Origin of the sequence: Streptomyces sp. MK7 (assembly GCF_032658145.1) — a bacterium.
GTDB classification, from domain to species: domain Bacteria; phylum Actinomycetota; class Actinomycetes; order Streptomycetales; family Streptomycetaceae; genus Streptomyces; species Streptomyces spiralis.
Genome location: NZ_JAVACL010000025.1, coordinates 18211 through 42014 on the forward strand (window position 1 = coordinate 18211; position 23804 = coordinate 42014).

Consider the following 23804-nt stretch of genomic DNA (forward strand, 5'->3'; position numbering starts at 1 on the left):
GCAGTGATCGTCGCGAATTCGCATACCCAGACCCTCACTGTCACCACGGTCGCCCTGCCGCTCGAACACCCAGATCAGCGCACCTAAAAGGCTTTCGGCAGTCAACAGTCCATTACTTCGCGCAGACCATTTGCATCCATCCATTGTTTCTTTGACGACAGATCAGGAAGTCTCCACGATGACGAGGAAAGCACGCGGCGCGACGGCCGTCGCGATCGGCCTGGGCATCGCGCTCGCCGCCACCGGGTGTGCCGGCGGCAACGACTCCGGCAGCGGCGGCGGTTCGGCCGACGGCAAGGTCACCCTGACCGTCTGGGAGAACGCGCAGCCCGGGGCCGGTGACGTGTACTGGAAGAACGCCGCGAAGGCTTACCACGCGCTGCACCCGAACGTCACGGTCAAGATCCAGATGATCCAGAACGAGGATCTCGACGGCAAGCTGCAGACCGCGCTCAACGCCAACACCGCGCCGGACATCTTCCTGCAGCGCGGTGGCGGCAAGATGCGTGCCGAGGTCGACGCCGGCCAGCTCCAGGAGCTGAACCTCACCGACACCGACAAGGCCAACGCGGGCGCGGCGGCCCTCGGGGGGTACTCGATCGACGGCAAGGTCTACGCCATGCCGCTCGACACCCAGCCGGAGGGCATCTACTACAGCAAGGACCTGTTCAGGCAGGCCGGCATCTCCGCGCCGCCGACGACGATGGACGAGCTCAAGGCCGACGTCGCGAAGCTGAAGAAGATCAACGTCGCGCCGATCGCCGTCGGCGCCAAGGACGCCTGGCCGGCTGCACACTGGTACTACAACTTCGCCCTGCGCGAGTGCAGCCGGAACACCATGGACACGGCGGCCAAGGAGCTCAAGTTCAACGATCCGTGCTGGACCAAGGCGGGCGACGACCTGGCTGCGTTCCTGAAGGTCGAGCCCTTCCAGAAGGGCTTCCTGACGTCCACGTCGCAGCAGGGCGCCGGGTCGTCGGCGGGCCTGCTCGCCAACCACAAGGCGGGCATGGAGCTCATGGGCAACTGGGACCCCGGTGTGATCAAGAGCCTCACCAAGGACCAGAAGCCGCTCCCCGACCTGGGCTGGTTCCCCTTCCCCGCGGTGACCGGCGGCCAGGGCGACCCGAGCGCCATCATGGCCGGCCTCGACGGGTACTCGCTGTCCAAGAAGGCACCGAAGCAGGCCCTTGAGTTCCTCCAGTGGCTCGTGACCAAGGACCAGCAGGAGGCCTACTCCAAGGCCTTCATCACGCTCCCGGTGAACAAGCAGGCCCAGGAGGTCGTCACCGACTCCTACAACGTCTCGACGCTGCAGGCCTTCAACAAGGCCCCCTACTCCATGATGTTCCTCGACACCCTGTACGGCCAGAACGTCGGCAACGCCATGAACACCGCCGTGGTGAACCTGCTGGCCGGCAAGGGCACCGCCGCGGACATCGTCAAGGACACCAACGCCGCTGCCGCGAAGGGCTGAGTAAGCACACCATGAGCGACACCCTGGGTACTGACCCGGCCACCGGCCGCCAGTCGCAGGGCACGCCCAGAGTCGGGGGCGCGGCCGTGGCCGCGCCCCCGACTTCGGCGCGCGCGGCTGCGCGCCGCCGCGGCCGTGCCAAGATGCGACTCGAGATCGCGCTCCTGTCCGGACCGGCGATCATCATGTTCCTCGCGTTCGTGATCTTTCCGATCGCGCTCGCGGCGTACTACGGCTTCTACCGGTGGCACGGCTACGGGCCGCCCACGGACTGGGTCGGCCTGAACAACTACAAGCTGATCCTCACCGACCCCGCGTTCCATCAAGTCCTGTGGCACACCGGACTGGTCCTGGTCCTCTCCCTGGTCATCCAGGGCCCGCTGGCGGTCGTCCTCGCGCTCCTGCTCAACCAGAGGATCCGCGGCCGCTCGGTCATCCGCGTCCTGATCTTCGCGCCCTACATCATCTCCGAGGTCATCGTCGGCACCGGCTGGGGCCTGATGCTCCAGAGCAGCGGCGCCGTCAACGACCTGCTGCACCACCTCGGTCTGGGCTTCCTGCAAGCGGAATGGCTCTCCAACCCGAAGCTGGCCATCTGGACGCTGATGGCCATCATCACGTGGAAGTACATCGGCTTCGCGGTGATCCTGATGCTCGCCGGCCTGCAGTCGATCCCCGACGAACTCTTCGAGGCCGCACAGATCGACGGCGCCTCCTACTGGCAGATCCAGCGTCGTATCACGCTGCCGCTGCTGGCGCCGACGATCCGCATCTGGGCGTTCCTGTCGATCATCGGCTCGCTGCAACTGTTCGATCTGGTCTTCATCATCTGGGGTCCGTACGTGGCGAGCACCGCGGGCACCTCGACCATGGCGATCTACATGGTCGCCCAGGGACGCAACGCGGGCAACTACGGCTACGGCAGCGCCATCGCGGTCGTGATGTTCCTGATCTCGCTCGTCGTCGCGCTGATCTACCAGCGCTTCGTCCTGCGCCGCGACCTCCAGGGCGCCGTCACCGAAGGAGCCAACCGATGAGCGCGACCACCGCCGACTCCTGGTCGTCCTCCGAAGCCGAGCCGAAGGCGCCCACCGGCCGCCGCGGCTCTCGTGACAAGCCGCAGAAGTGGGGGAGTCCCTTCACCTACTTCGTCGCGCTGCTCTTCATCGGGGCCTGTGTCGCGCCGGTGCTCTACATCGTGCTCGGCGGATTCCGCACCAACTCGCAGATCACCACGAACCCGGCCGCGCTACCGCAGCCCTGGGTCTTCAGCAACTACGCCGCCGTTCTGAGGTCGGTGACGTTCTGGGGCGAATTCGCCAACTCCGTCATCGTCGCGCTCGCGAGCACCGTCGGCACTGTGATCCTCGGCCTCATGGTGAGCTTCGTGATCGCCCGCTACGACTTCAAGCTCAAGGGCGCGATGTACTCCCTGTTCGCCGCCGGCCTGATGTTCCCGCTGGTCATCGCGATCACCCCGCTGTACATCGTCGTCAAGGACCTCGGCCTCCTCGACAACCTGTTGGGCGTGATCATTCCGCAGATCGCCTTCGGCCTGCCGATGACCGTCATCATCCTGGTTCCGTTCCTCAAGGCCATTCCGAACGAGCTCGAGGAGGCCGCCGCCATCGACGGGGCGAGCCGGCTCGGGTTCTTCGTCCGGATGGTGATCCCGCTGTCACTGCCCGGGGTGGTGACGGTCGGCATCCTCGGGTTCGTCAACAGCTGGAACAACTACGTCCTGCCCCTGTACATCCTCAACTCGCAGGCGAACTTCACCCTGCCGCTCGGCGTCCAGGCCTTCTCCTCGCAGTACTCCGTGGACACCGCGAAGGTCCTCGCGTTCACCTCGCTCGCGATGCTCCCCGCGCTGGTCTTCTTCTCGGTCTTCGAGAAGCGGATCGTCGGCGGTCTCACCGGCGCCGTGAAGGGCTGAAACCGGCACCGCCTTCATCACCTGCCCGCTGTCGGGGCTCTTCGGGAATTCAAAGAGCCCCGACAGCGCCGGCAGGACCGGACAAGGGTTCTCAAAGGCGCCGCTCAGCGCACCACGCGGTAGCGGAGGTAGACGACACCTGAGCTGAAGGTGCGGGTCTCGACGAGTTCGAGATCCACCCGGCGCTCCTGCTGGGGGAAGAAGGGAATGCCACCGCCGACCAGCACCGGGCAGACCCTGGCCCGGTACTCGTCGATCAGACCCGACGCGGCCGCCTCGGCGGCGAGCGTGGCGCCGCCGATCGCGATGTCGCCCTCCCCCGGTTCGGCTCGCAACCGCTCGATCTGCTCCGCCAGGCCGCCGGAGGCCAGCCGGGCATGGCCCTGCACCGCCGACAACGTGGTGGAGAACACCACCTTCGGGAGCGGCTTCCAGAGCGCGGCCCACTCGAGCATGGAGTCGTCGAGTGATGGATCCTGGTCGGCGGTCTCCCAGTACAGCATCGTCTCGTACAGCCGTCGTCCCAACAGGTGGACGTCGACCTCTCGGATCTCGTCGATCCAGGAGCGAAAGACCTCCTCGTCGGGCCCCGTCCAGTTGAAGCCGCCGTCCGGCCCGGCGATGTAGCCGTCAAGTGAGACGTTCATCGAATAGGTCACACTACGCATCAGAAGTTCTCCTCGGTAACGGGCTCGACGGTAGGACCGCCGGAGGCCGCAGGACTCATCGCGGCCATGGGATCCCCTCAGGTCTCCCCGCCCCACACGCGCCCAGCTCGGAGCGACCGCTCCACCGGCCCCCGTATGCGTACACGCGAACGGGCGTCAGTGCTGGTGCGCCGACAGGCGGTGCAGGCGCAGTGCGAGCTGGATCTCCAGGGTGCGGGCCGGGGTCTGCCAGTCGTCGCCGAGCAGGCGGCCGACCCGTTCCAGGCGCTGGGCGACGGTGTTGACGTGCACGTGCAGCTCGTCCTTGGTGCGGGCCGGACTCATGCCGCAGGTGAAGTACGCCTCCAGGGTGCGTACGAGGTCCGTGCCACGGCGCTCGTCGTAGGCGGTGACCCGGCCGATGGTGCGGTCGACGAAGCCGGCGATGTCCCGGTCGCCGGCCAGGAGCAGACCGAGGAAGCCGAAGTCCTCGACGGCGGCGCCGTCGCCGGTGCGGCCGAGGAGCCGCAGGGCCTCCAGGCAGCGCCGTGCCTCCGCGTAGGCGGCGGCCGCGGTGTCGGGATGGGCGGCGAGGTCGCCCACGGGGGCGGAGGCGCCGACGGTGACCGCCTCGTGCACGGCGGTACCGAGGTGGTGGGCGGTGCGGCGGGCCAGGTCCGTGGCGGTGGTGCCGGGCTGGAGGGGCAGCAGCAGGACGGTGCCGCCGTCGCGGGCCGCGGCCAGGCCCTGGCGGGTGGCGGCCAGGTGGGAGGCGGCGGACCACAGCCGCCGGCGGGCAGCGGCCTCCTGGTCGGCGTCGGCGGCCGGGGCATCGAGCCGGGCGGCGAGCACCACATGCGTGGCGTCCAGGTCGGCGTGCAGCCGGGTGGCGCGGTCGCGCAGCAGGCGCGGGTCGCGGTCCCGGGCGTCGAGGAGGTCGTCGAGCAGTTCGCCGCGGACGCGCTGTTCGGCCTCGGCGGCCGAGCGTCTGGCCAGCAGCAGCAGTGAGGTGACCATGGCGGCGCGCTCCAGGGTGCGCTGGTCGACGGGGTCGAGGCCGGGGTGGCCGCGCAGCACCAGCGCGCCGAGCAGTTCTCCGCCCGCGGTGACCGCGGCGATCCAGTCGTCGCCGTGCCGCACCGCGTGTCCCTCGGCACGGGAGGCCTCCAGGGGGCCGGCCGGTGCGGCGGTGGCCTCGGTGAACTCGACGGTGCCGGAGAGGACCTGGGAGACCGCGGCGGCCACGTCATGGACTCCGCCGCCGCGCAGCACGAGTTCGGCGAGCCGGTCGTGGACGTCGGAGGCGCGTTCGATGGCGCCGCTGTGGTCGCGGATGATCTCGTTGGCGTGTTCCAGGTCGGCGACGGCCGAGCGGGTCTCGGTGAGCAGGTTGGCGCTGTCGATGGCGGCCGCGGCGAGGGCCGCGAAGGAGCCGAGCAATGCGATCTGCTCGCGTTCGAAGACCCGGGCCCGCCGGTCGGCGGCGAACAGTACGCCGATGACCTGTGGGCCGAGCATGAGGGGCACACCGAGGATGGCGACCAGGCCCTCGTCCTGCACGCCGGCGTCGATGGAGCCGGTGTGCTGGAAGCGGGCGTCCTTCATGTAGTCGTCGGTGACGTAGGGCCGCGCGGTCTGGGCGACCAGTCCGCCGAGCCCTTCCCCCATGCCCAGGCGCAGCTGCTGGAAGCGGGCGGCCACCGAGCCCTCGGTGACGCGCATGTAGGTGTCGCCCCGGGCCGGGTCGTTCAGGGTGAGGTAGGCGACTTCGGTGCCGAGCAGGGAGCGGGCGCGCTGCACGATGGCCGGCAGCACCGAGTCCAGGTCTCTCAGGCCCGCCAGGTCGTGGGCGGTCTCGAAGAGGGCGGACAGCTCCGCCTCCCGGCGGCGGCGTCCGTCCAGTTCGGCGCGGACGCGCAGGGCGAGCAGCTTGGCGTGTTCGAGCGCGGCGACGCAGCCGGCCGGCCGGCCCTCGGCGCGGGCGCGCAGCACCGGCTGCTCGTAGGCGTCCGCGGGCGCGCCGCGGGACAGCAGCTCGAGGAACGGTGCATCTGCGTGGCACCCGGTGCCCTCGCCGCGCGGGGGCCCGTCGCTGCCGTGCGGCAGGGCGCCGGTGCCGGGCGGGGTCGCCGCATCGGCGGTGGAGCGGTCCGCGGACCGCACGTGATCGCTGGACATGCTCACAGGATTCATTATTCGCCCGTCGCCCGTTGAGCCCTGTGGAAAACTCGGCGGCGGGTGGGCTCCGGGCAGGTCAGTGGGCGGTCCAGCCGCCGTCGCGGACGAGCGAGGTGCCGGTGACGAAGGACGCCTGGGGGCCGCACAGGCAGGCCACGGCCTCGGCGGCCTCCTCCGGTTCGATCAGCCGTTCGACCGCGCAGTCCTGAAGGAGCAGCAGGGGGTGTCTCGTCGATCAGGCCGGATCAGGGAGCGGTGCCAGGCGCCGCGAGCCCGGCATGATCGGCGAGACACCCTAGGACAGGACGGGCTCCTCGCGGATGCCGTGGGCCCGCGCCTGTTCGGCGAGCTGTCTCTCGACCAGGGGGTGCGCACAGAGCGCGGGTTGACGCAGTTGGACGTGACGCCGTGCGGCGCGCCTTCAGGCTACATGTGGCATGACCCCACACTTCACTCAAAACTCATGGGCTCGAACCATGTGGGTCCGTCGGAGAGGGCCTGCTTGATCCGCACCAGCCCGAACTCGTCGAGGTCGGGCAGGGTGTCCACCGCGAACCAGCCCACGTCCAGGGACTCGTCGTCGTTGACCCGTGCCTCGCCGCCCACGGCACGGCAGCGGAAGGTGATGTCCATGAACTGGCAGATGTCGCCGTTGGCGTAGGTGACGGGTTCCAGTGCCTGGACGAGGACCACCCGCTCGGCGACGCAGCGCACCGCGGTCTCCTCGTGGACCTCCCGCACGGCGCAGGCGGCCGGCTGCTCACCGGGGTCCGGGATGCCCCCGATCACCGACCATCTGCCGGTGTCGGAGCGGCGGCCCAGCAGCACGTTGCCCTCGTCGTCGAAGACGATCGCGGTGACCCCGGGGAGCCACAGCAGCTGGCGGCCGGCGGAGGCCCGGATCGTGCGGATGAAGTCAGGAGTGGCCATGGAGCGACCCTAACGGGCCCGGGCCGGGTCCCCGGATCCCGGTCCGGGGACGTGCGTCCGGCGTACGGTTACCCGGCCGTGGCCGGTTCCGTGGCCTCGGTGCGCCGCCCGCGGACACCGGCCCCGATCGCCCAGCCCAGGCCACCCGCGGCGAGGAGGACGAGGGCGATCTCCGGAGCGATGCCCAGCTCGGTCGCGGGCGTCTTGGAGGAGCGCAGCGGCACCTTCTGGACCAGGTAGGCGGGGGTGAACATGCCGGTCTTCTGCGTGATGCGCCCGTCGGGCATGATCACCGCGCTGACACCGCTGGTCACCGGGACGGTGACGGTCCGGCTGTGCTCGACCGCGCGGATCCGGGACATGGCGAGCTGCTGGTAGGTCATCTCGCTGCGGTCGAAGGTCGCGTTGTTGCTCGGTACGGAGATCATCTGCGCTCCGTGGGTGACCGTGTCACGCACGGCCCAGTCGAAGGCGGCCTCGTAGCAGGTGGCCAGACCGACCTTGGCGCCGTCGATGGTGAACACGCCCGGCTCGGTGCCGCGACTGAAGTCCTGGCGGACCATCGAGGTCCAGTCCTTGTTGATCGCGCCGAGCAGCGAGCGCAGCGGCAGGTACTCGCCGAACGGCTGGATCTGCCGCTTGTCGTAGGTCTGGACGGGCCCCTTGGCCGGGTCCCACAGGATCTGCTCGTTCAGCAGCCTGCCGTCCCGCTCGACGACGCTGCCCACCGAGATCGGCACGCCGATCGCCTTCGCCGCCTGGTCGATGACCATGCGCGCGTCGGGGTAGACGAAGGGGTCGATGTCGGAGGAGTTCTCCGGCCAGAGCACGAAGTCGGGCCGGGCGGCCTTGCCCGCCTTCACATCGGCCGCCAGGCGCAGCGTCTCGCGCACGTGGTAGTCGAGGACGGCGCGGCGCTGGGCGTTGAACTCCAGACCCGAGCGCGGCACGTTGCCCTGGATGACCGCGACCGTCACGGTACCGTTCTCGGCCCTGTCGCTGACCAGGCCGCGGGCGGCCACCGCGCCCACCACCGGCACGGCCACGCTGAGCAGGGCCGCGGCGGCGGCCGACCGCCGCACGGCACGGGTGCGCCGCCCTTCCACCGCCACCCTCACGGCTTCGCACAGGCCGAAGCCGCACAGCACCACGGCGAAGCCGAGCACCGGTGTGCCGCCGAGCGCGGCCAGCGGAAGGAACACGCCGTCCGCCTGCCCGAAGGCGATCTTGCCCCAGGGGAAGCCGTTGAACGGCACGCGCGCGCGTACCGCCTCACCGGCGATCCACACGGCCGCCGCCCACACCGGCCACGCCGGCCGCTTCGACACCGCGGCGATGCCCGCCCCGACCAGGGCGACGAAGACCGCCTCCACCGCGACGAGCGCCAGCCACGGACCGGGTCCGACCTCCACGCCGGTCCACACCAGCAGCGGCAGCAGGAAACCGAGGCCGAAGAGGTAGCCGAGGCCCAGCGCGGCCTTCCAGCCCCGGCCGCGCAGCACCCCGCCCAGGACGGCGAACGCCGGCAGCGCCAGCCACCACAGTGTGCGCGGCGGGAAGCTGACGTAGAGCAGCAGCCCGGACAGCACGGCGGCAGCGGCGGGCACGAGCCGGACGAGCCTCGCGCGCCAGGGCGCGGGGGCGGACTGCGGGCTCAGCCGCTCCGACTCGCCGACGGAAGTTGCGGTGACGGTCATCCCGGGAGTCTACGGCGGTTGACCTGGGCCTCGACAGCTCGGTCCGTGGGGCGTACGCCACGGACCTGGACGCGGTACCTGCCGAAGTCCGCCTGGCTCCCGCACGGGACGTCCACAATCCGGTCATCAGCCGTTACGGTGTGCCCGGGGGCCCGGTCTGCGGCCTGTCGTGGCCGGAGTGGACCGGCCGGACAGGGGAACGGGCCGGGGGCGACCGGGGTTGCGGGGGGCGAGGGGTGCGGTCCACCGAGATGACGTCCGCGGGCGGGGCGGACGGGGGAAGACGCGCGGACGACGGAAGACACGCGGACGACGGGCGGCGAAACGTTTCCGACGCGGCCGGTGTGGTGATGCTGGGAGCCTGCGCCACCTGGTCGCTGGTCACCGGCGCGCTGCACGAGGGCCGGCCCGAGGGCGTGCTGCTCGCCGTGCTGGCCGTGGCCGCCGGGTACGCGACCGGGCGTATAGGCGGCGCCCTGCTGCCGGTCGCCGCGCCCTGCGCCGGGGCGCTGGCCGGCCTGACGCTGGTGGTGGCGGTCCCCGGGCTGGCGCCGGGGCCGCGGTTCGCCGGTCCGCTGGGGCACGCGGGCGCCACCGCCGCCGTGCTGACCCTGTCCGCGGGTGCCGCCTGCTGCGCCGCCTGGGCGGCGACCGCCCCCGTCGTACGGCTGGCGCTGCGTGCGCTGGCCGTCGCGATCGCGTTGACGGCGGTCGTTCTCGGCTCGGGCAGCGGGTTCGTCTGCTGCACCGCGGTGCTGTTCTGCTCGCTCGCCGCGGGCCGGATGCGCCGTCGCGGCCCCGGCATCACGGGCCTCGCCCTCGTCGCGGCCGCGGTGACCGGGGCGAGCTGGGCGGTCGCCGCGCGGGTCCTGCCCGACGGGCTCGCCGAGACCCTGGAGGGCTGGCTGACACAGCACCGCGTCCAGCTGTGGCGGGACGCGCTGCACCTCGCCCATCGGAACCCGGGCCTGGGTGCCGGACCTGGTCGCTTCGGAGACTTCAGTCCGACGGCCGCGCAGTCGCTGCAACCCGACGGCAGGCCGCACTCGGCGCTGTTCCAGCAGGCGGCCGAGCAGGGGCTGATCGGCGTGGGGCTGCTGGCGGTGGCGTACGGCTGGATGCTCTACGCGCTGTGGCGGACCGCACGTCCCACGCCGCTCGCCCTCACCGCGGGCGCGGCGCTCACGGCTCTCGCGGTGATCGCCGCCGTGGGCGACGCGCTGAGTTTCACCGCCGTGTCGGTGGGCGCGGGTCTGCTGGCCGGCACGGCGACGGCCCGCCCGTTGGCCGACGAGGCGGGCCCGACGCGATACGGGAGCGGCCCGGACGGGACGGGCCGGCACCGTGACGAAGCCGGCCCGACGGACCTGCGACGACGGCCCGGACAGAACCAGCCGGCGCCTTGAGGGGACCAGCTCGACGAGGATGCGGCAGCGGGCCCCGGCGGGACCGGCCGGCGCCGTGCGCCCCCAGGCGGCAGAGGCCGGCGCCATGCCCCCGGCAGGACCGGCCGACGCCATGGCGAGGCCGGGTCTCCGGGTCCGCGAGCATGTCGGCGTCGGCGGCGCGTACGGCGAACCCGCTCGGGCACATCCGCCCCGACGCGGCCGCTCAGACCCGATCGGAGCCGCCGCCACCACTCGGCCCCGGCCGGAGAAAGCCGGCGCCGCTCAGACCCGGCCGGGTGCAGGCGGGTGCAGGCGGTCCTTGATCACGCGTACCGCCGACTCGGCGTTGTCCACGGTGATCGTGAACGTGTGCCCGTCCCACAGGCGCAGCACGACGCCCTCACCGCGCCGTACGACGACGGCGGTGCCCTTCTCGGGCCGCCAGCGGTAGCCCCAGCCGCCCCAGTGGCGCGGGGTGACGTGGGGGGCGAACTCGGCGCCCGCCACATGGGCGAGCGGGATGCGCCGGCGCGGCAGGCCGATGTGACCGCAGCGCACCTCCAATGTCTCCTTGTCGACTTTCAGTGCGACATGGACGAAGGCGAGGGTGCCGAAGAGGACCAGCAGCCCGGCGGCGATGCAGCCCACGACGGACATCACCAGCGGGGCGATCCCGGAACTCCAGGCCGAGTCCACGGCCAGCTCGATGCCGAGGGCCAGGCAGGCGGCGCCGACCAGCGCCAGCAGCCACTGGAAGCGGTTGGTGGCGCGGCCCGTCCAGACCTCGGGGTGCGGCCCGTCCTCGCTGCGGGAGTGGTCCCTCATGTCAATGAGGTTACTCAGGTTTCGCCCCGCGGGTAGCGCGTCGCACACGGGGAGTGTTCCGCACCTGCGCGTACGTGCCGGGTGTGCCCGGGACGCGACCGTGCGTCATCCGGCGGGGGTGACGGCCTCGAGGAGGCGGCCCTCCACGTACGCGAGGGCCGGCACGGGCAGTGCGCCCTCCTGCCCGTTGAGCAGCACCGTGACGGTGCCCGCGGCGGCGGCCTCGGGCTCGGGGCGGGCACCGATCCGGCGCAGGGTCTGTGCGGCGACGGCCCCCGCCGAGCCGTGCAGCGCCAGCGGGGGGCGGTCCGGGCGCTGCACGGCGGCCCGGATGCGGTCGGCGACCAGTTCGTAGTGGGTGCAGCCGAGGACGACGGTCGTCACGTCGTCGGGTGTGAGCCCGGCGGCGGCGGTCACGGCCTCGTCGATCGCCGCCTGGTCGGCGTGCTCCACGGCCTCCGCCAGCCCCCAGCAGGGCACCTCGGTGACCGGCACGCCGTCGGCGAAGTCGCGGATGAGCCCCTGCTGGTAGGGGCTGCCGGTGGTGGCGGGGGTGGCCCAGATGGCGACGGGCCCGCCGCCGGCCGCGGCCGGCTTGATCGCGGGCACCGTGCCGATGACCGGCAGGTCCGGTTCGAGGCGGTCCCGCAGGGTGGTCAGCGCGTGCACGGTCGCGGTGTTGCAGCCCACGATCAGGGCGTCCGGGCCGAGTGCGGCGGCGGCTTCGGCGACGGCCACCGCGCGCGCGGTGAGGTCCTCCGGAGTGCGTGGTCCCCAGGGCATGCCCGCGGGGTCCATGGAGAGCACCAGATCTGCGTCGGGGCGCAGGCGCCGCACCGCGGCGGTGGCCGCCAGCAGCCCGATTCCGGAGTCCATGAGCGCGATCTTCACCCGGCCACGATAGACGATCCCGTCGTACCGGATGCTCCGGTGGGGCAGACTGCGCGCGTGAGCGTGATCGTGTGGACCGCCGTCGCATCACTGGCCGCCTGGCTGTGGCTGCTGCTCTGCCAGGGCTTCTTCTGGCGTACGGACGTCAGACTGCCACCCGCGGCGGAGCCGGCCCCGGACGACTGGCCGGCGGTCTGCGTCGTGGTGCCCGCGCGGGACGAGGCCGCGGTGCTCGGTGAGAGCCTTCCGTCGCTGCTCGCGCAGGACTACCCGGGGCGGGCGGAGGTCTTCCTCGTCGACGACGGCAGCAGTGACGGCACCGGTGAGCTGGCCCGGGAACTGGCGCGGCGTGCCGGCGGACTGCCGCTGACCGTGAGCTCGCCGGGCGAGCCGCCCGCGGGGTGGACCGGCAAGCTGTGGGCCGTACGGCACGGCATCGGCCTGGCACGCGCGCGTGGCCCCGAGTACCTGCTGCTGACCGATGCCGACATCGCCCACGCCCCGGACAGCCTGCGCCGGCTGGTGGCGGCGGCCCGCACCGAGGGCTTCGACGTCGTCTCGCAGATGGCCCGGCTGCGCGTCGAATCCCTGTGGGAGCGGCTGGTCGTTCCGGCGTTCGTCTACTTCTTCGCGCAGTTGTATCCGTTCCGCCGGATCGGGCGCAGGGGCGGTCGGACGGCGGCGGCCGCGGGCGGTTGCGTGCTGCTGCGCGCCGAGGCCGCCGAACGGGCGCGGATCCCGGACGCGATCCGGCACGCGGTGATCGACGACGTGGCCCTCGCCCGGGCGGTCAAGGGCAGCGGCGGGCACATCTGGCTGGGCCTGGCCGACCGGGTGGACAGCGTGCGCCCGTATCCGCTCCTGCACGACCTGTGGCGGATGGTCTCGCGCAGCGCCTACGCGCAACTGCGCCACAACCCGCTGCTGCTGCTCGGCACGGTCGCCGGGCTGGCGCTGGTGTACCTGGTGCCTCCGGTGGCGCTGGTCGCGGGCCTGGCGGCGGGCGGCGCGGCGGCGGCAGGGGCCGGCGGCTCGGCGTGGCTGGTGATGACGGCGACGTACGTGCCGATGCTGCGGTACTACCGCCAGCCGCTGTGGCTCGCTCCGCTGCTGCCGTTCACGGCGTTCCTCTATCTGCTGATGACGGTGGACTCGGCGGTGCAGCACTACCGGGGCCGGGGTGCGGCCTGGAAGGGCCGCACCTACGCGCGCCCGGACGCCGTGCCCGAGGAGGGCTGAGCGCTCACCGGCGGGCCCCCACGGGCAGTGGTGGGCCGCTCACTTGCGGCCGGGCGTCCAGTTCATGCCCCAGCCGTAGGCCTGGTCGACGGTGCGCTGGGGGCTCACCCCGCGCGCGGGCACGAGGTAGCGGGCCTCGCGCTGGACGACCAGGTCACTCCCGGTGTGGGTGATCAGGGCGAGCGCGCACACCGTGGAGGGCACGGTGCATTCGTCGAGGGAGAAGTCGACGGCGGCGCCGTGCTGGGGCTGAAGGGTGACGGTGGCGTGCAGGTCGGCGAAGGAGCGGGCGCCTTCGTAGATCGTCACGAAGACGAGGATGCGCCGGAAGTCGTTCGTGTGGTCGAGGTTGATCGTCAGGTTCTCGCCGGTGGCCACGGCGCCGGTGCGGTCGTCGCCGTCGAGGTGGATGTACGGGGGCCGGTGCACCGAGCCGAAGGCGTTGCCGAGGGCCTGTACGACACCCTTGCGGCCGTCCGACAACTCGTACAGGGCGCACAGGTCGAGGTCCAGGTCCCTGTGCATCGCGACCGCCCGGCCGCGCTTGCTGCCCCAGCCGGCGAACTGCTTGCGCACCTGCCAGTTCAGGTTCACGCGCATGGTCCCCGAGGTGCCGCCCTGTTTGGTCAGCGACACCGACGGGGCGGCCTTGGTGAGCGTCACCTTGGTGAGGCGGACGGCAGACGCCGCGGGGGCCGACGGCGGGGGCGTGGTGAGTGCCGTGGTGGGTGGCGGCACGGTGACCGGTGGGGCGACGGGCGGGGGCAGGGGCACGGGCGGCCCGGCGGGGGGCGGTGCCATGGCCGGGGAGGACGCGGGCGCGGGTGCTGCCGTCGGTCCCGGGCGCGGCGCCGGTGCCGGGTACGGCGTCGGAGCCGTGGGCTGCGCCGGGTGCTGCGGTTCGTCGACCGTGATGCCGAAGTCCGTGGCGAGGCCCTCCAGTCCGCTGCTGTAGCCCTGTCCCACGGCCCGGAACTTCCAGGCGCCCTGGCGGCGGTAGAACTCGCCCAGTACGAAGGCGGTCTCGACGCTCGCGCCGGTGCTGTCGAAGCGGGCGACCGACGTGCCCGCGGCGGCGTCCCGCACCTCGATGTACATCTCCGGCACCCGACCGAACGTGCCGCCGTCCGCCGAGGCCGCGAGCACGACCCGGTCGATCGAGGGCTCCACGCGCGCAAGGTCGACCAGGAGCGTGTCGATGACCCGGCCGCCGAGGTCGCGCTTGCCCTCGTGCCGCACCGACCCCGAGGGGTGCGCGGGCTGGTTGTAGAAGACGAAGTCGCCGTCCGAGCGCACCTTGCCGCTCACCAGCAGCAGCGCCGAGGCATCCACGTCGGGGATGCCCGGGCCGGACCGCCGGCCCACCTCGACGCGCAGAGCGGTGCTCGGCACCGGCGTGTTCGACCCCTTCAACATGGACATGCTCGCCCCCATCACGTGTGTCGGCCCGGCCGTGCCCGGCGGTCCGCCGTCTCCCTCCCGCCCAACCTATGCCCGGTCGGCGCGTACACCCACGGGCGAGCGCCGGAACACGCGTGCGCAACCTCCGGTAACCCCTCGGGAACTCGCCCTTTACACGATCCGGGCCCCGAGTGACGCCCCTTTTTCACCAAGTTCGCTCGCATTGGGTATTCCGCGTCACCGCCGACACGGAAAACAACCCTCTTATCGGTCTCCCCAACCAGCACATCGTGGGCTTAACTTATGTGCCATGACCTCCCCCCGCTCCACTTATGGCGGCGGCTACTACTCCGCCTCCTTCCCGGACACTCCGATCTACGACTCGCTCGTCGCCGAGCGGGGCACACCGCAGATCGCCCCGATCCGGGTCCCCGCGCCGTACGACACGGGAAGCCACCTGCCCGCCCCGGGAAGCCACCTGCCCGCGCTCCACTCGGCGCTGCCCGCCCTCCCGGCGGCTCCGTCCCAGCCCTCCTACGGTTACCCGCAGGCGCCGCAGCCCACCCCGCTGCAGCAGGCGCCCACGGCGTACATCCCCCAGCAGGCCACCGCGCCGCGCGGATACCCGGCCCCGCAGCAGCCGATGCCACCGCGCCCGATGGCGGGCGGCACGGGCTACGAGGCGATGCGCCCCGCGGCCCCGCGGCCCGCACCGACGCCCTACCAGGACCCGTACAACAACCAGCAGTACCGCGGGTACTGATCCGCTCCTCGCCCGTCCATGCCGCCTGGCAGGATGAGGTCATGGGGAATGCGGAACTGCGCTCGATACACATCCACCCGGTCAAGGCGTTCCGGGCCCTGGGGCTCCGGGAGGCCGTCGTGGAGCCCTGGGGGCTGGCCGGGGATCGTCGCTGGGTGCTGATCGACGACGGGGGAAAGGTCGTCACGCAACGCCGGCAGCCGTACCTCGCGTTGGCCGTCGCCGAGCTCGTGCCCGGCGGCGGCCTTCGGCTGTCCGCGCCGCGCCGCGAGCCGGTCGTCGTGCCCGTCCCGCAGCCGGGTGCCACGGTGACCGTGGACATCTTCGGCGACAAGGTGGAGGCCGTCCCGGCCGACGACGCCGCGCACGCCTGGTGCAGCGGCCTCGTGGGAGCCGGCGTCCGTCTCGTCCACATGGACGACCCCGCCACGCGCCGGTCCGTCGACCCGGACTACGCGCTGCCGGGCGAGACGGTGAGCTTCGCCGACGGCTATCCACTGCTGCTCACCTCGCTCGCCTCGCTGGGCTCCCTCAACTCGCTGATCGCCGAGGGCGACCACGCCGAGGAGGGCCCGCTGCCCATGAACCGCTTCCGGCCGAGCGTCGTGGTGGGCGGTACCCCCGCCTGGGCCGAGGACGACTGGCGGCGCATTACGATCGGCGAGGTCGCCTTCCGTGTGGCCCGGCCCTGCGGCCGGTGCGTGGTGACCACCACCGACCAGGCCACCGCCGCGCGCGGCAAGGAGCCCCTGCGCACCCTCGGCCGACACCGCCGCTTCGGCGGCGAACTGGTCTTCGGGCAGAACCTGGTGCCCGAGGCGACCGGCACCATACGCGTCGGCGACCCGGTCACGATCCTCGAATGAGCGCTCCTTGGACGAGCACTGCTTGAACGAGCGCTCCTCGAAAGGGCGCTCCTCGAAAGGGCGGCGACGGCCTCCGTCCGGGAACCCGGGCCGGTGACCGGTCGTTGGGATGTCGTGAGGGCTTCATGAGAGCTCCGGGCCGGGGGTGATTTGGCTCTCTCTTCGGCCGGGTTCACGGGTGAGCGGCTCCGCGGGGGGTTATCAACGGAGCGGGAAGGGGGGTGCCGGAGATGCGAGCGATCTGCGGCCTGTGGCGCTGGCGGCGCAATCCGCTGCGGCGCACGACCGATCTGGCCGAGTCCTGGGTGGCGTTGGCGGCCCTGCTGCTGATCCTGGTCGCCGCCCCCGTGCTCGGCGTCCTCGTCGGTTCCGCCGCCCAGGGCGCCCTCCAGCAGTCGGTGCGGGACCAGCGTCAGACCCGGCACATGGTGACGGCCACCGTGGTGAGGAAGGTGCATCAGGTGGCACCGGCGCCCGACCCGGAGATCTCCTCGGGGCGGGACATACGCAGCCGCGTCGAAGCCGACTGGACCGCCCCGGACGGCACGCAGCGGCACGGCCAGGTCACCACGGACCTCAAATCCCCCCGTCGCGGCGACCACTTCACGCTGTGGACCGACGCGCGCGGGCGGACCGTGACCCGCCCCCTGGACCCCGCCACGGCCACCACACACGCCGTGCTGGCCGGACTCGGCGCCGCCATGCTGACCGCCGGACTGGTCGAGTGCGTACGCAGACTGATCGTCTGGCGACTGCTCCGCCGCCGGTACGCGGGCTGGGACCGGGCCTGGGAGCGCGCGGGCCCTGACTGGGGCCGCACCGGCACCGGCAGCTGACGACCTGCCGCCTCCGGTCAACCGACCGTCCGCGCGCACGCTACGGTGGACCGGCCGACGCATTCGGCAACGACCCGCGCACGAGCGAGCCGTAGGGGCGTGCCCCGACGGTGAACGCGCCATCAGTACGACGAGGTGGGGGCACAGCAACGCCATGGCACAGGGCACGGTCCAGGTGACGCACACCGGCACTTCGCGGTGGCGGCGCCGCACGGGTGAGTACGCGTCGCTCGCCGCCGCCCTGGAGGCCGCGGCGGACGGCGACGTCCTCACCGTGGCCCCGGGCACCTACCGCGAGAACCTCGTCGTCCAGCGGGCGGTGACGCTGCGGGGACCCGAGGGCTCCGCGGGGTCGGTACGGATCGCCCCGGTGGACGGGGTGCCGCTGACCGTGCGCGCCTCGGCGGTGGTGCATGACCTTCATGTGGAGGGCCAGGACGCCGCCGCGCCCGCCCTGCTGGTGGAGGAGGGCGCGCCGGAGCTGAGGGACGTGCGGATCGTGACCCGGTCCGCGACGGGCGTCGAGGTGCGTGCCGGTGCCCGGCCGACCGTGCGGCGCTGCACCGTCGACAACCCGGCGGGCATCGGCCTCGCCGTACTCGACGGCGGCGGTGGGGTGTTCGAGGAGTGCGAGATCGTCGCGGCCGGGCAGTCGGGCGTGGCGGTCCGCGGCGGCGCCCACCCGCGGCTGGAGCGCTGCCGCGTCCACCACACCGCGGGCGCGGGCATCACCGTCACGGGCGACAACACCGCCCTGGAGGCGGTGGGTTGCGAGGTGTACGAGGTGCGGGGCAGCGGTGTGCAGATCACCGGGCGGGCCACGGCGCACCTCACCGACTGCGATGTGCACCGCACCACCGCGGACGGGGTCACCCTCGACACGGACGCCGTCCTCACCCTCGCCGACTGCCGCATCCACGACATCCCGGAGAACGCGGTGGATCTGCGCTCGCGTTCGGTGCTGACCCTGACCCGGACCACGGTGCGCCGGTTCGGTCGCAACGGCCTGTCGGTGTGGGACCCGGGCACACGGGTGGACGCCAACCAGTGCGAGATCTTCGACAGCACCGGCGACTATCCTGCGGTGTGGGTCAGCGACGGCGCGACGGCGGTCCTGGACTCCTGCCGGGTGCACGACGTGCCGGACGCGCTGTTCGTACTGGACCGGGGTTCCCGCGCCGACGTCGTCGACAGCGACCTGTCCCAGGTGCGCAACACCGCGGTGTCGGTGAGCGACGGCGCCACCGCTCAGCTCGACGACTGCCGGATCAAGGAGGCGGCCACCGGCGCCTGGTTCCGTGACCACGGCAGCGGAGGCACGCTCAACAACTGCACGGTGGACGGCACGCAGACCGGCGTGATCGTCACCAAGGGCGCCGACCCCACCATCGAGCGCTGCACCGTCTCCTCCCCCGCCGAGGCCGGTTTCTACGTCTCCGCCGGGGGGCGCGGCAGCTTCCTGGGCTGCCGGGTGACGGGCAGCGGCGGCTACGGCTTCCATGTGATCGACGGCTGCCGTACGACGCTGAGGAAGTGCCGTACGGAGCGGTGCGCGCGCGGCGGTTACGAGTTCGCCGACGGCGGGCCGGACGCGGCGGCCGGGTCGGGGCCGGTGGTCGAGGACTGCACCAGCGACCAGAGCGGCGGGGTCCACCCGCCCGTGGCACGGGAGGCGGCGGTGCAGCAGACGGTGAACCCGGCAGCCGGTCTGCTGGGCGCCATCCCCGGGCAGCGCAGCACCGAGCAGGAGCCGCTGCTGACCGCGCCGGAACCGGACCAGCCGGCGCGCACCGCGAAGGACGTGCTGGGCGAACTCGACGCGCTGGTGGGCCTGGACAGCGTGAAGCGGGAGGTCCGCGCCCTGACCGACATGATCGAGGTGGGCCGGCGGCGGCAGCGGGCCGGTCTGAAGGCCGCGTCGGTCAAGCGCCATCTGGTCTTCACCGGCTCCCCCGGCACCGGCAAGACGACGGTCGCGCGTCTGTACGGCGAGATCCTGGCCTCGCTCGGTGTGCTGGAGAAGGGCCATCTCGTCGAGGTGTCCCGGGTGGACCTGGTCGGTGAGCACATCGGCTCCACCGCGATCCGCACCCAGGAGGCGTTCGAACGGGCGCGCGGCGGAGTGCTGTTCATCGACGAGGCGTACGCGCTCTCCCCGGAGGACGCCGGGCGTGACTTCGGCAAGGAGGCCATCGACACACTGGTGAAGCTGATGGAGGATCACCGGGACGCGGTCGTGGTGATCGTGGCCGGCTACACGGCCGAGATGGAGCGTTTCCTGTCCGTCAACCCCGGGGTGGCCTCGCGTTTCTCCCGCACCATCACCTTCGGCGACTACGGCCCCGACGAACTGCTGCGGATCGTGGAGCAGCAGGCCGAGGAGCACGAGTACCGGCTGGCCTCGGGGACGGCGGAGGCGCTGGTGAAGTACTTCACCGAGATCCCGAAGGGCGCCGCGTTCGGCAACGGCCGTACCGCGCGCCAGACCTTCGAGGCGATGGTGGAGCGGCACGCGGGCCGGGTGGCACAGCTCGAGGATCCGAGCACCGACGATCTGACGCTGCTCTACGCCGAGGACCTGCCCGCACTGCCCTGAGCCTCCTTCCCTTCTTCCCGTGGGGCCGGCAGGTCCGGGCGCAGTCGGGCCAGCAGCCGCCGGCGTTCCTCGGCGAAGGCCGGGTCGGCCTGGTAGTCGGAGTGGCCGAGGATCGGGGCGGGGAGGGGATGCAGTGCGGTGCGGCCGTAGCCGAGCGGGTCCTTCAGCGGGGCGTGGTCCACCTCCGGGCCGCTGCCGCCGGGCAGCCCGATGGGGCCGCCGATGGGGTCGGTGCGCCGGTACAGATTGCGCCAGCAGTCGACGTCGCGGTGCAGGGCGGCGAGGGCGGCCGGCCCGAAGTGGGCGGGGAACCAGCGGCCGTAGAGCCGGGTCAGCGGGGAGCCGTAGGTGAGCAGCGCGACCCGGCCCCGCACGGACGGTGTGAGCTGCCAGGCCGCCGCGGCGGCCAGCACGCTGCCCTGGGAGTGGCCGGAGAGAACCAGCCGGCCGCCCGTGGCCCGGGTCCAGGTGGCCATCCGCCAGGTGAGGTCGGGCACCGCGCGTTCGGCGTAGCAGGGCGGGGCGAAGGGGTGGGCGGCGCGCGGCCAGAAGGTGCCGATGTCCCAGAGGATGCCGATGGTGCGCCGGGCGGAGGCGTCCTTGTAGGCGCGTCGGCCCCAGGTGACCAGCAGTACGAAGCCCAGCCCGATCAGCCAGGAGCCCAGCGTCTGCGCGGTCTCGGCGGCGCCCTGGACGACGGGGGGCGCCCCGTCGGCGGCCCCCACCGGTGTCCTGCCGCTGCCGAGGGCGCCCGCGAGGGCCGCGGCGCCCAGCAGGAGGGTGGCCGCGGAGGTGACGCCGACGACGAGGGGGCCGTCGTCGGTGAGGGTGGCCATCGCGCGGGTGCGGGCGATCCGGCGGGTGCGCTCGGGGTCCTTGGGCTCGTCCGGGTACTCCCGTTCCACAAAGGCGCGTTCGGCTCGGGCCAGCCGCCAGGCGTGCCCGGCCGGCCGACCGCAGAGCACCAGCAGGATCAGCAGCAGCGGCGGAATGACGGACGCCTGCCAGGTGAGCAGGACCGGCGGCCCCGGGATGGAGGTGCCGGTGCCGTCCAGCCAGTCGGACTCGCGCTGGGCGACCCCGCCGGACATCAGTCCGCCGAGCGCGCAGGCCAGCATGGCGACCGCCGGTCCGCCGAGGCCGCGCAGCGCGGCGCGGGGGCCGGTGGAGGCGTCTGCCGCTGGACCTGCGCTCCGGGCCGGGGGTCGGGTGCGGTGCAGTCGGTGTGCGGTGACCGCGAGGGCGAGGACCAGAAGGCCCTGGCCCAGCGCGATGCCGCCGAAGGTGGCGTCGCCCGCCAGCCGGCCCGTCGAGTGCCACTGCGGGCGCGCCCACCCGGCGTACAGCGCGGCGAGCACGAGCAGCAGGAGTGCGCCGAGGGGCAGCCGGCGTACGAGGTGGCGGTCCAGTCGCCGGTCGGGCCGGTGCTCGCTGCGGCCCCGGCGGCAGACCACACCCAGCACGACGGCCGCCGTGCCGGCCAGGGCGGCCAGCAGGAGCCAGCCCATGGCGTCCAGCGCCGTGGAACCGCCGGGGCGCCGGTCGGCGTGCGCGGCCGGGGTGGCGACGGCGGCGGCCACGGTCAGCAGGCCGGCTGCGGTGTGGGCGGCGCGCAGCCGGGCCACCAGGCGGCGCCCGTACCAGAAGCCGGGACGGCCCAGGGCGCCGCTGTCGTCGTCCTCCCCGGGCTCGGATTCGCCCTCGCGGGAGAGGGGCTGCTGGGACTCGTAGGCGCTCCAGGTGCGGTGGGAGAGGTACCACAGCAGTCCGGTGAGCGCGGTGGGGACCATGGCGGCGAGGGCGAGCCGGCGGCCGGGCGTGCTCCACCAGCCGCCGGTGCCCGGTGAGAGGAAGCCGAGCCAGGAGTGGCGTGCGGCGCACGCGCGCGTGCCCGCGCACTGCCAGACGGCGAGGTCGAGCGCGACCTCGCAGGCGGCGGCGACGAGCAGCACGGTCAGGGTCAGACCGGTGAGCCGGACGAGCAGGCCGTACAGGCGCACCGTGCGGGGGCGGCCGTGTGCGGTGGGGCGCATCCAGTGGGCGAGGTTGACGACCATGAACGGAAGCAGCAGCAGCCACAGCGCCCGGCTGCCGTTGCCTGAGGTGAGGTTGCACCAGACGTACGCCTCGGGCACCGGCCGGCCGCCGCCGTGGGTCCGCTCCGGCCGGGTCTCGGCGTCGACGTCGGTGGCGCGCCGGTAGACGGCGGCCGTGTCGTCGCCGGTGATCCGCACGGTGCGCGGGTCGTCCAGCATCTTCTCGGGTGTGGTGCCGCCGACTCCGTGGACCAGGAGTTCAAGGGCGGCTCCGGCCGGTGCGGGCGGCGCGGCCGGGCCCGGCTCGCGGTCCGTGCCGGGCGGCCCGTCCGGGTGGGGCGCCGCTGGATCGAGCTGTGCGCGTTCCACTGTCCGCACTTCCCCCGTGATGCCGCGTCGTCGCCTGTGTCCGTGCGGACTCCAGGATCGCCGCCGCCGGCGTGCCCGCACACCCCCTGTAACGGAATCTCCCCGATCCGGGTGACGGCAGCCGGGGCGAAATCGCGGCAGGGCTGCGCGCGTCACGACAGGTGCGCGTCCCGGCGGGCGATGGCGCAACGGGGGGCGACCCGTGAAAGGATGGGACGTCCGCGCACCCGCGGTACGGCGAACCTCCTCGTCGGGGCGGGCAGGCCGGGCGTGTCGGACGGTGTGAGGCGAAAGGAACCGGAGCACACGTGAGTGAGAATCAGAACCTCCTCGCGGAGCAGCGGCGCGCCCTGATCCTGGACGAGGTCCGCCGCCGTGGCGGTGTCCGGGTCAACGAGCTGACCCGGAAGCTCGGCGTGTCGGACATGACGATCCGCCGTGATCTGGACGCGCTGGCCCGCCAGGGTGTGCTGGAGAAGGTGCACGGCGGCGCGGTCCCGGTGGTGGAGGCCAGCACGCACGAGCCGGGCTTCGAGGCCAAGTCGGGCCTGGAACTCACGGCCAAGGAGGACATCGCGCGGGCGGCGGCGCGGCTGGTCGCGCCGGGCACGGCGATCGCTCTGTCGGGCGGTACGACGACGTACGCGCTGGCCCATCATCTGGTGGACGTGCCGGACCTGACGGTGGTCACCAACTCGGTGCGGGTGGCGGACGTCTTCCACACCGCGCAGCGCGCCTCGGGCCAGCGGCAGGGCGCGGCGACGGTGGTGCTGACCGGCGGGGTGCGCACCCCGTCCGACTCGCTGGTGGGGCCGGTGGCCGACCAGGCGATCGCCGCGCTCCACTTCGACATGCTGTTCCTCGGCGTGCACGGAATATCGGCCGAGGCCGGTCTGTCGACGCCGAACCTCGCGGAGGCGGAGACCAACCGGCGCCTGGTGCAGTCCGCGCGGCGGGTCGTGGTGGTCGCCGACCACACCAAGTGGGGTGTGGTGGGCCTGAGTTCCTTCGCCACGCTGGAGCGGATCGACACGCTGGTGACCGATGCCGGGCTGCCGGCCGAGGCGCGCGCGGAGATCTCGGAGCACCTGCGGCTGGTGGTGGCGGGCGAGCCGGGGGACGGGGAAGACGTCTGAAGGGGCCCTCTTTGGGCTGGCTGATAGGGCGTCAGCTACGGTGGCAGCGGTGCTCGTCCACCGCCTTGTCGCCGTGCGTGAAGGGGGTCTTGTCCATGGCTCACCGTCTGCGTCCCGTGGAGAGCGGCTTCGTGGAGACCGCGCCGGTACGGCTGGTCTTCGCGCGGGAGGTCTCCGCCTCCCCCGAGCGGGTCTTCTCCGCGCTCGCCGAGGACGTGCCGGGCTGGGCGCAGTGGTTCCCGGCGGTGACCTCCGCGCGGCCGCTCGGGGGCGGCGCCAAGCGGGACGTCCGGCTCTGGGGCGGGACACGGTTCGAGGAGGCGGTGCTCGTCGCCCGGTCCCCCGCGGTGTACGCCTACCGCGTCGACGTCACCAACGCGCCGGGCGCCCGTGCGCTGGTCGAGGAGTGGCGGCTGGCACCGGCGGGGACCGGCACGCGGGTGCGGTGGACCGTCGCCGCCGACGGTACGACGGTCTTCCGGCTCGCCCTCTCTCTGGGCCGGCCGGGATTCGGGCGCGCCTTCCGCGGCGCCGTGACCGCCTTGGACCGGCGCCTGTCCGGGCGCTGACCGGCCCGGGGCGCACCGGCCGTC

General features: G+C 72.8%; 19 protein-coding genes and 1 pseudogene. 11 read left to right on the forward strand and 9 right to left on the reverse strand.

Annotated features, from left to right (window positions below):
- Positions 1-178: 178 nt before the first annotated feature.
- The 3 genes from R2S09_RS24870 (at position 179) to R2S09_RS24880 (ending at position 3413) form a co-directional block, all read left to right on the forward strand.
- The gene (locus tag R2S09_RS24870) at positions 179-1477 is read left to right on the forward strand and encodes an ABC transporter substrate-binding protein (RefSeq protein ID WP_306192686.1); all 1299 of its coding nucleotides are present in this window, start codon (positions 179-181) and stop codon (positions 1475-1477) included.
- Between the two features lie 143 nt (positions 1478-1620).
- Positions 1621-2514, forward strand: a complete 894-nt coding sequence (locus R2S09_RS24875; RefSeq protein ID WP_316743329.1) for a sugar ABC transporter permease — start codon at positions 1621-1623, stop codon at positions 2512-2514.
- On the forward strand, positions 2511-3413 hold the full coding sequence (locus R2S09_RS24880; RefSeq protein WP_306192684.1) for a carbohydrate ABC transporter permease: 903 nt from the start codon (positions 2511-2513) through the stop codon (positions 3411-3413). The genes R2S09_RS24875 and R2S09_RS24880 overlap by 4 nt, the downstream gene beginning before the upstream one ends.
- 104 nt (positions 3414-3517) lie before the next feature.
- On the opposite strand, the gene R2S09_RS24885 is transcribed toward R2S09_RS24880, so the two are convergent.
- From R2S09_RS24885 to lnt, 5 genes and pseudogenes are all read right to left on the reverse strand, one after another.
- Positions 3518-4081, reverse strand: a complete 564-nt coding sequence (locus tag R2S09_RS24885) for a dihydrofolate reductase family protein (protein ID WP_306192683.1) — start codon at positions 4079-4081, stop codon at positions 3518-3520.
- Positions 4082-4237: 156 nt separating this feature from the next.
- Positions 4238-6238, reverse strand: coding sequence for a GAF domain-containing protein (locus R2S09_RS24890; RefSeq protein WP_316743331.1), 2001 nt, complete (start codon positions 6236-6238; stop codon positions 4238-4240).
- 76 nt (positions 6239-6314) lie between these two features.
- A pseudogene (locus tag R2S09_RS24895) lies at positions 6315-6661 on the reverse strand (SDR family oxidoreductase); the annotation flags it as partial.
- A gap of 27 nt (positions 6662-6688) precedes the next feature.
- Positions 6689-7168, reverse strand: coding sequence for an NUDIX domain-containing protein (locus R2S09_RS24900; protein ID WP_306190635.1), 480 nt, complete (start codon positions 7166-7168; stop codon positions 6689-6691).
- Between the two features lie 68 nt (positions 7169-7236).
- The gene (gene lnt, locus R2S09_RS24905; RefSeq protein WP_316743335.1) at positions 7237-8865 is read right to left on the reverse strand and encodes an apolipoprotein N-acyltransferase; all 1629 of its coding nucleotides are present in this window, start codon (positions 8863-8865) and stop codon (positions 7237-7239) included.
- 350 nt (positions 8866-9215) lie between these two features.
- Between lnt and R2S09_RS24910 the strand changes: the two genes are divergently transcribed.
- Positions 9216-10271, forward strand: coding sequence for an O-antigen ligase family protein (locus R2S09_RS24910; protein ID WP_316743417.1), 1056 nt, complete (start codon positions 9216-9218; stop codon positions 10269-10271).
- Between the two features lie 264 nt (positions 10272-10535).
- Here R2S09_RS24910 and R2S09_RS24915 read toward each other — a convergent pair whose 3' ends face one another.
- Entirely contained in the window at positions 10536-11078 is a 543-nt protein-coding gene (locus R2S09_RS24915; protein ID WP_306190637.1) for a hypothetical protein, read from the reverse strand.
- A gap of 105 nt (positions 11079-11183) precedes the next feature.
- Positions 11184-11969 carry a glutamate racemase gene (locus R2S09_RS24920; RefSeq protein WP_306190638.1) on the reverse strand — a complete coding sequence of 262 codons (786 nt, stop codon included), beginning with the start codon at positions 11967-11969 and terminating at the stop codon, positions 11184-11186.
- Positions 11970-12026: 57 nt separating this feature from the next.
- Between R2S09_RS24920 and R2S09_RS24925 the strand changes: the two genes are divergently transcribed.
- Entirely contained in the window at positions 12027-13208 is a 1182-nt protein-coding gene (locus R2S09_RS24925) for a glycosyltransferase (protein ID WP_316743338.1), read from the forward strand.
- Between the two features lie 39 nt (positions 13209-13247).
- Here R2S09_RS24925 and R2S09_RS24930 read toward each other — a convergent pair whose 3' ends face one another.
- On the reverse strand, positions 13248-14624 hold the full coding sequence (locus R2S09_RS24930) for a TerD family protein (protein WP_316743419.1): 1377 nt from the start codon (positions 14622-14624) through the stop codon (positions 13248-13250).
- A 295-nt stretch (positions 14625-14919) separates the two neighbouring features.
- On the opposite strand from R2S09_RS24930, the gene R2S09_RS24935 reads away from it, so the two are divergent.
- The 4 genes from R2S09_RS24935 to R2S09_RS24950 all read left to right on the forward strand — a co-directional run bounded on the left by R2S09_RS24935 (position 14920) and on the right by R2S09_RS24950 (position 19670).
- Positions 14920-15372 (forward strand): DUF6643 family protein, encoded by a 453-nt coding sequence (locus R2S09_RS24935; RefSeq protein ID WP_306190640.1) that lies wholly within the window; start codon positions 14920-14922, stop codon positions 15370-15372.
- A gap of 41 nt (positions 15373-15413) precedes the next feature.
- A complete protein-coding gene (locus R2S09_RS24940) occupies positions 15414-16238 on the forward strand; it encodes an MOSC domain-containing protein (protein ID WP_306190641.1) in 825 nt (274 codons plus the stop codon).
- A 230-nt stretch (positions 16239-16468) separates the two neighbouring features.
- Entirely contained in the window at positions 16469-17074 is a 606-nt protein-coding gene (locus tag R2S09_RS24945) for a hypothetical protein (RefSeq protein ID WP_316743421.1), read from the forward strand.
- Between the two features lie 154 nt (positions 17075-17228).
- A complete protein-coding gene (locus R2S09_RS24950; protein ID WP_306190643.1) occupies positions 17229-19670 on the forward strand; it encodes a right-handed parallel beta-helix repeat-containing protein in 2442 nt (813 codons plus the stop codon).
- Here the strand turns inward: R2S09_RS24950 and R2S09_RS24955 are convergent.
- A complete protein-coding gene (locus R2S09_RS24955; RefSeq protein WP_399144585.1) occupies positions 19640-22075 on the reverse strand; it encodes a hypothetical protein in 2436 nt (811 codons plus the stop codon). The two genes, R2S09_RS24950 and R2S09_RS24955, sit on opposite strands and share 31 nt — an antisense overlap.
- A gap of 308 nt (positions 22076-22383) precedes the next feature.
- On the opposite strand from R2S09_RS24955, the gene R2S09_RS24960 reads away from it, so the two are divergent.
- Both R2S09_RS24960 and R2S09_RS24965 read left to right on the forward strand, forming a co-directional pair.
- The gene (locus R2S09_RS24960; protein ID WP_030164439.1) at positions 22384-23211 is read left to right on the forward strand and encodes a DeoR/GlpR family DNA-binding transcription regulator; all 828 of its coding nucleotides are present in this window, start codon (positions 22384-22386) and stop codon (positions 23209-23211) included.
- Positions 23212-23306: 95 nt separating this feature from the next.
- Positions 23307-23780: an SRPBCC family protein gene (locus tag R2S09_RS24965; RefSeq protein ID WP_306190644.1), complete on the forward strand. Its 474-nt coding sequence runs from the start codon at positions 23307-23309 to the stop codon at positions 23778-23780.
- The last annotated feature ends 24 nt before the right edge of the window (positions 23781-23804 follow it).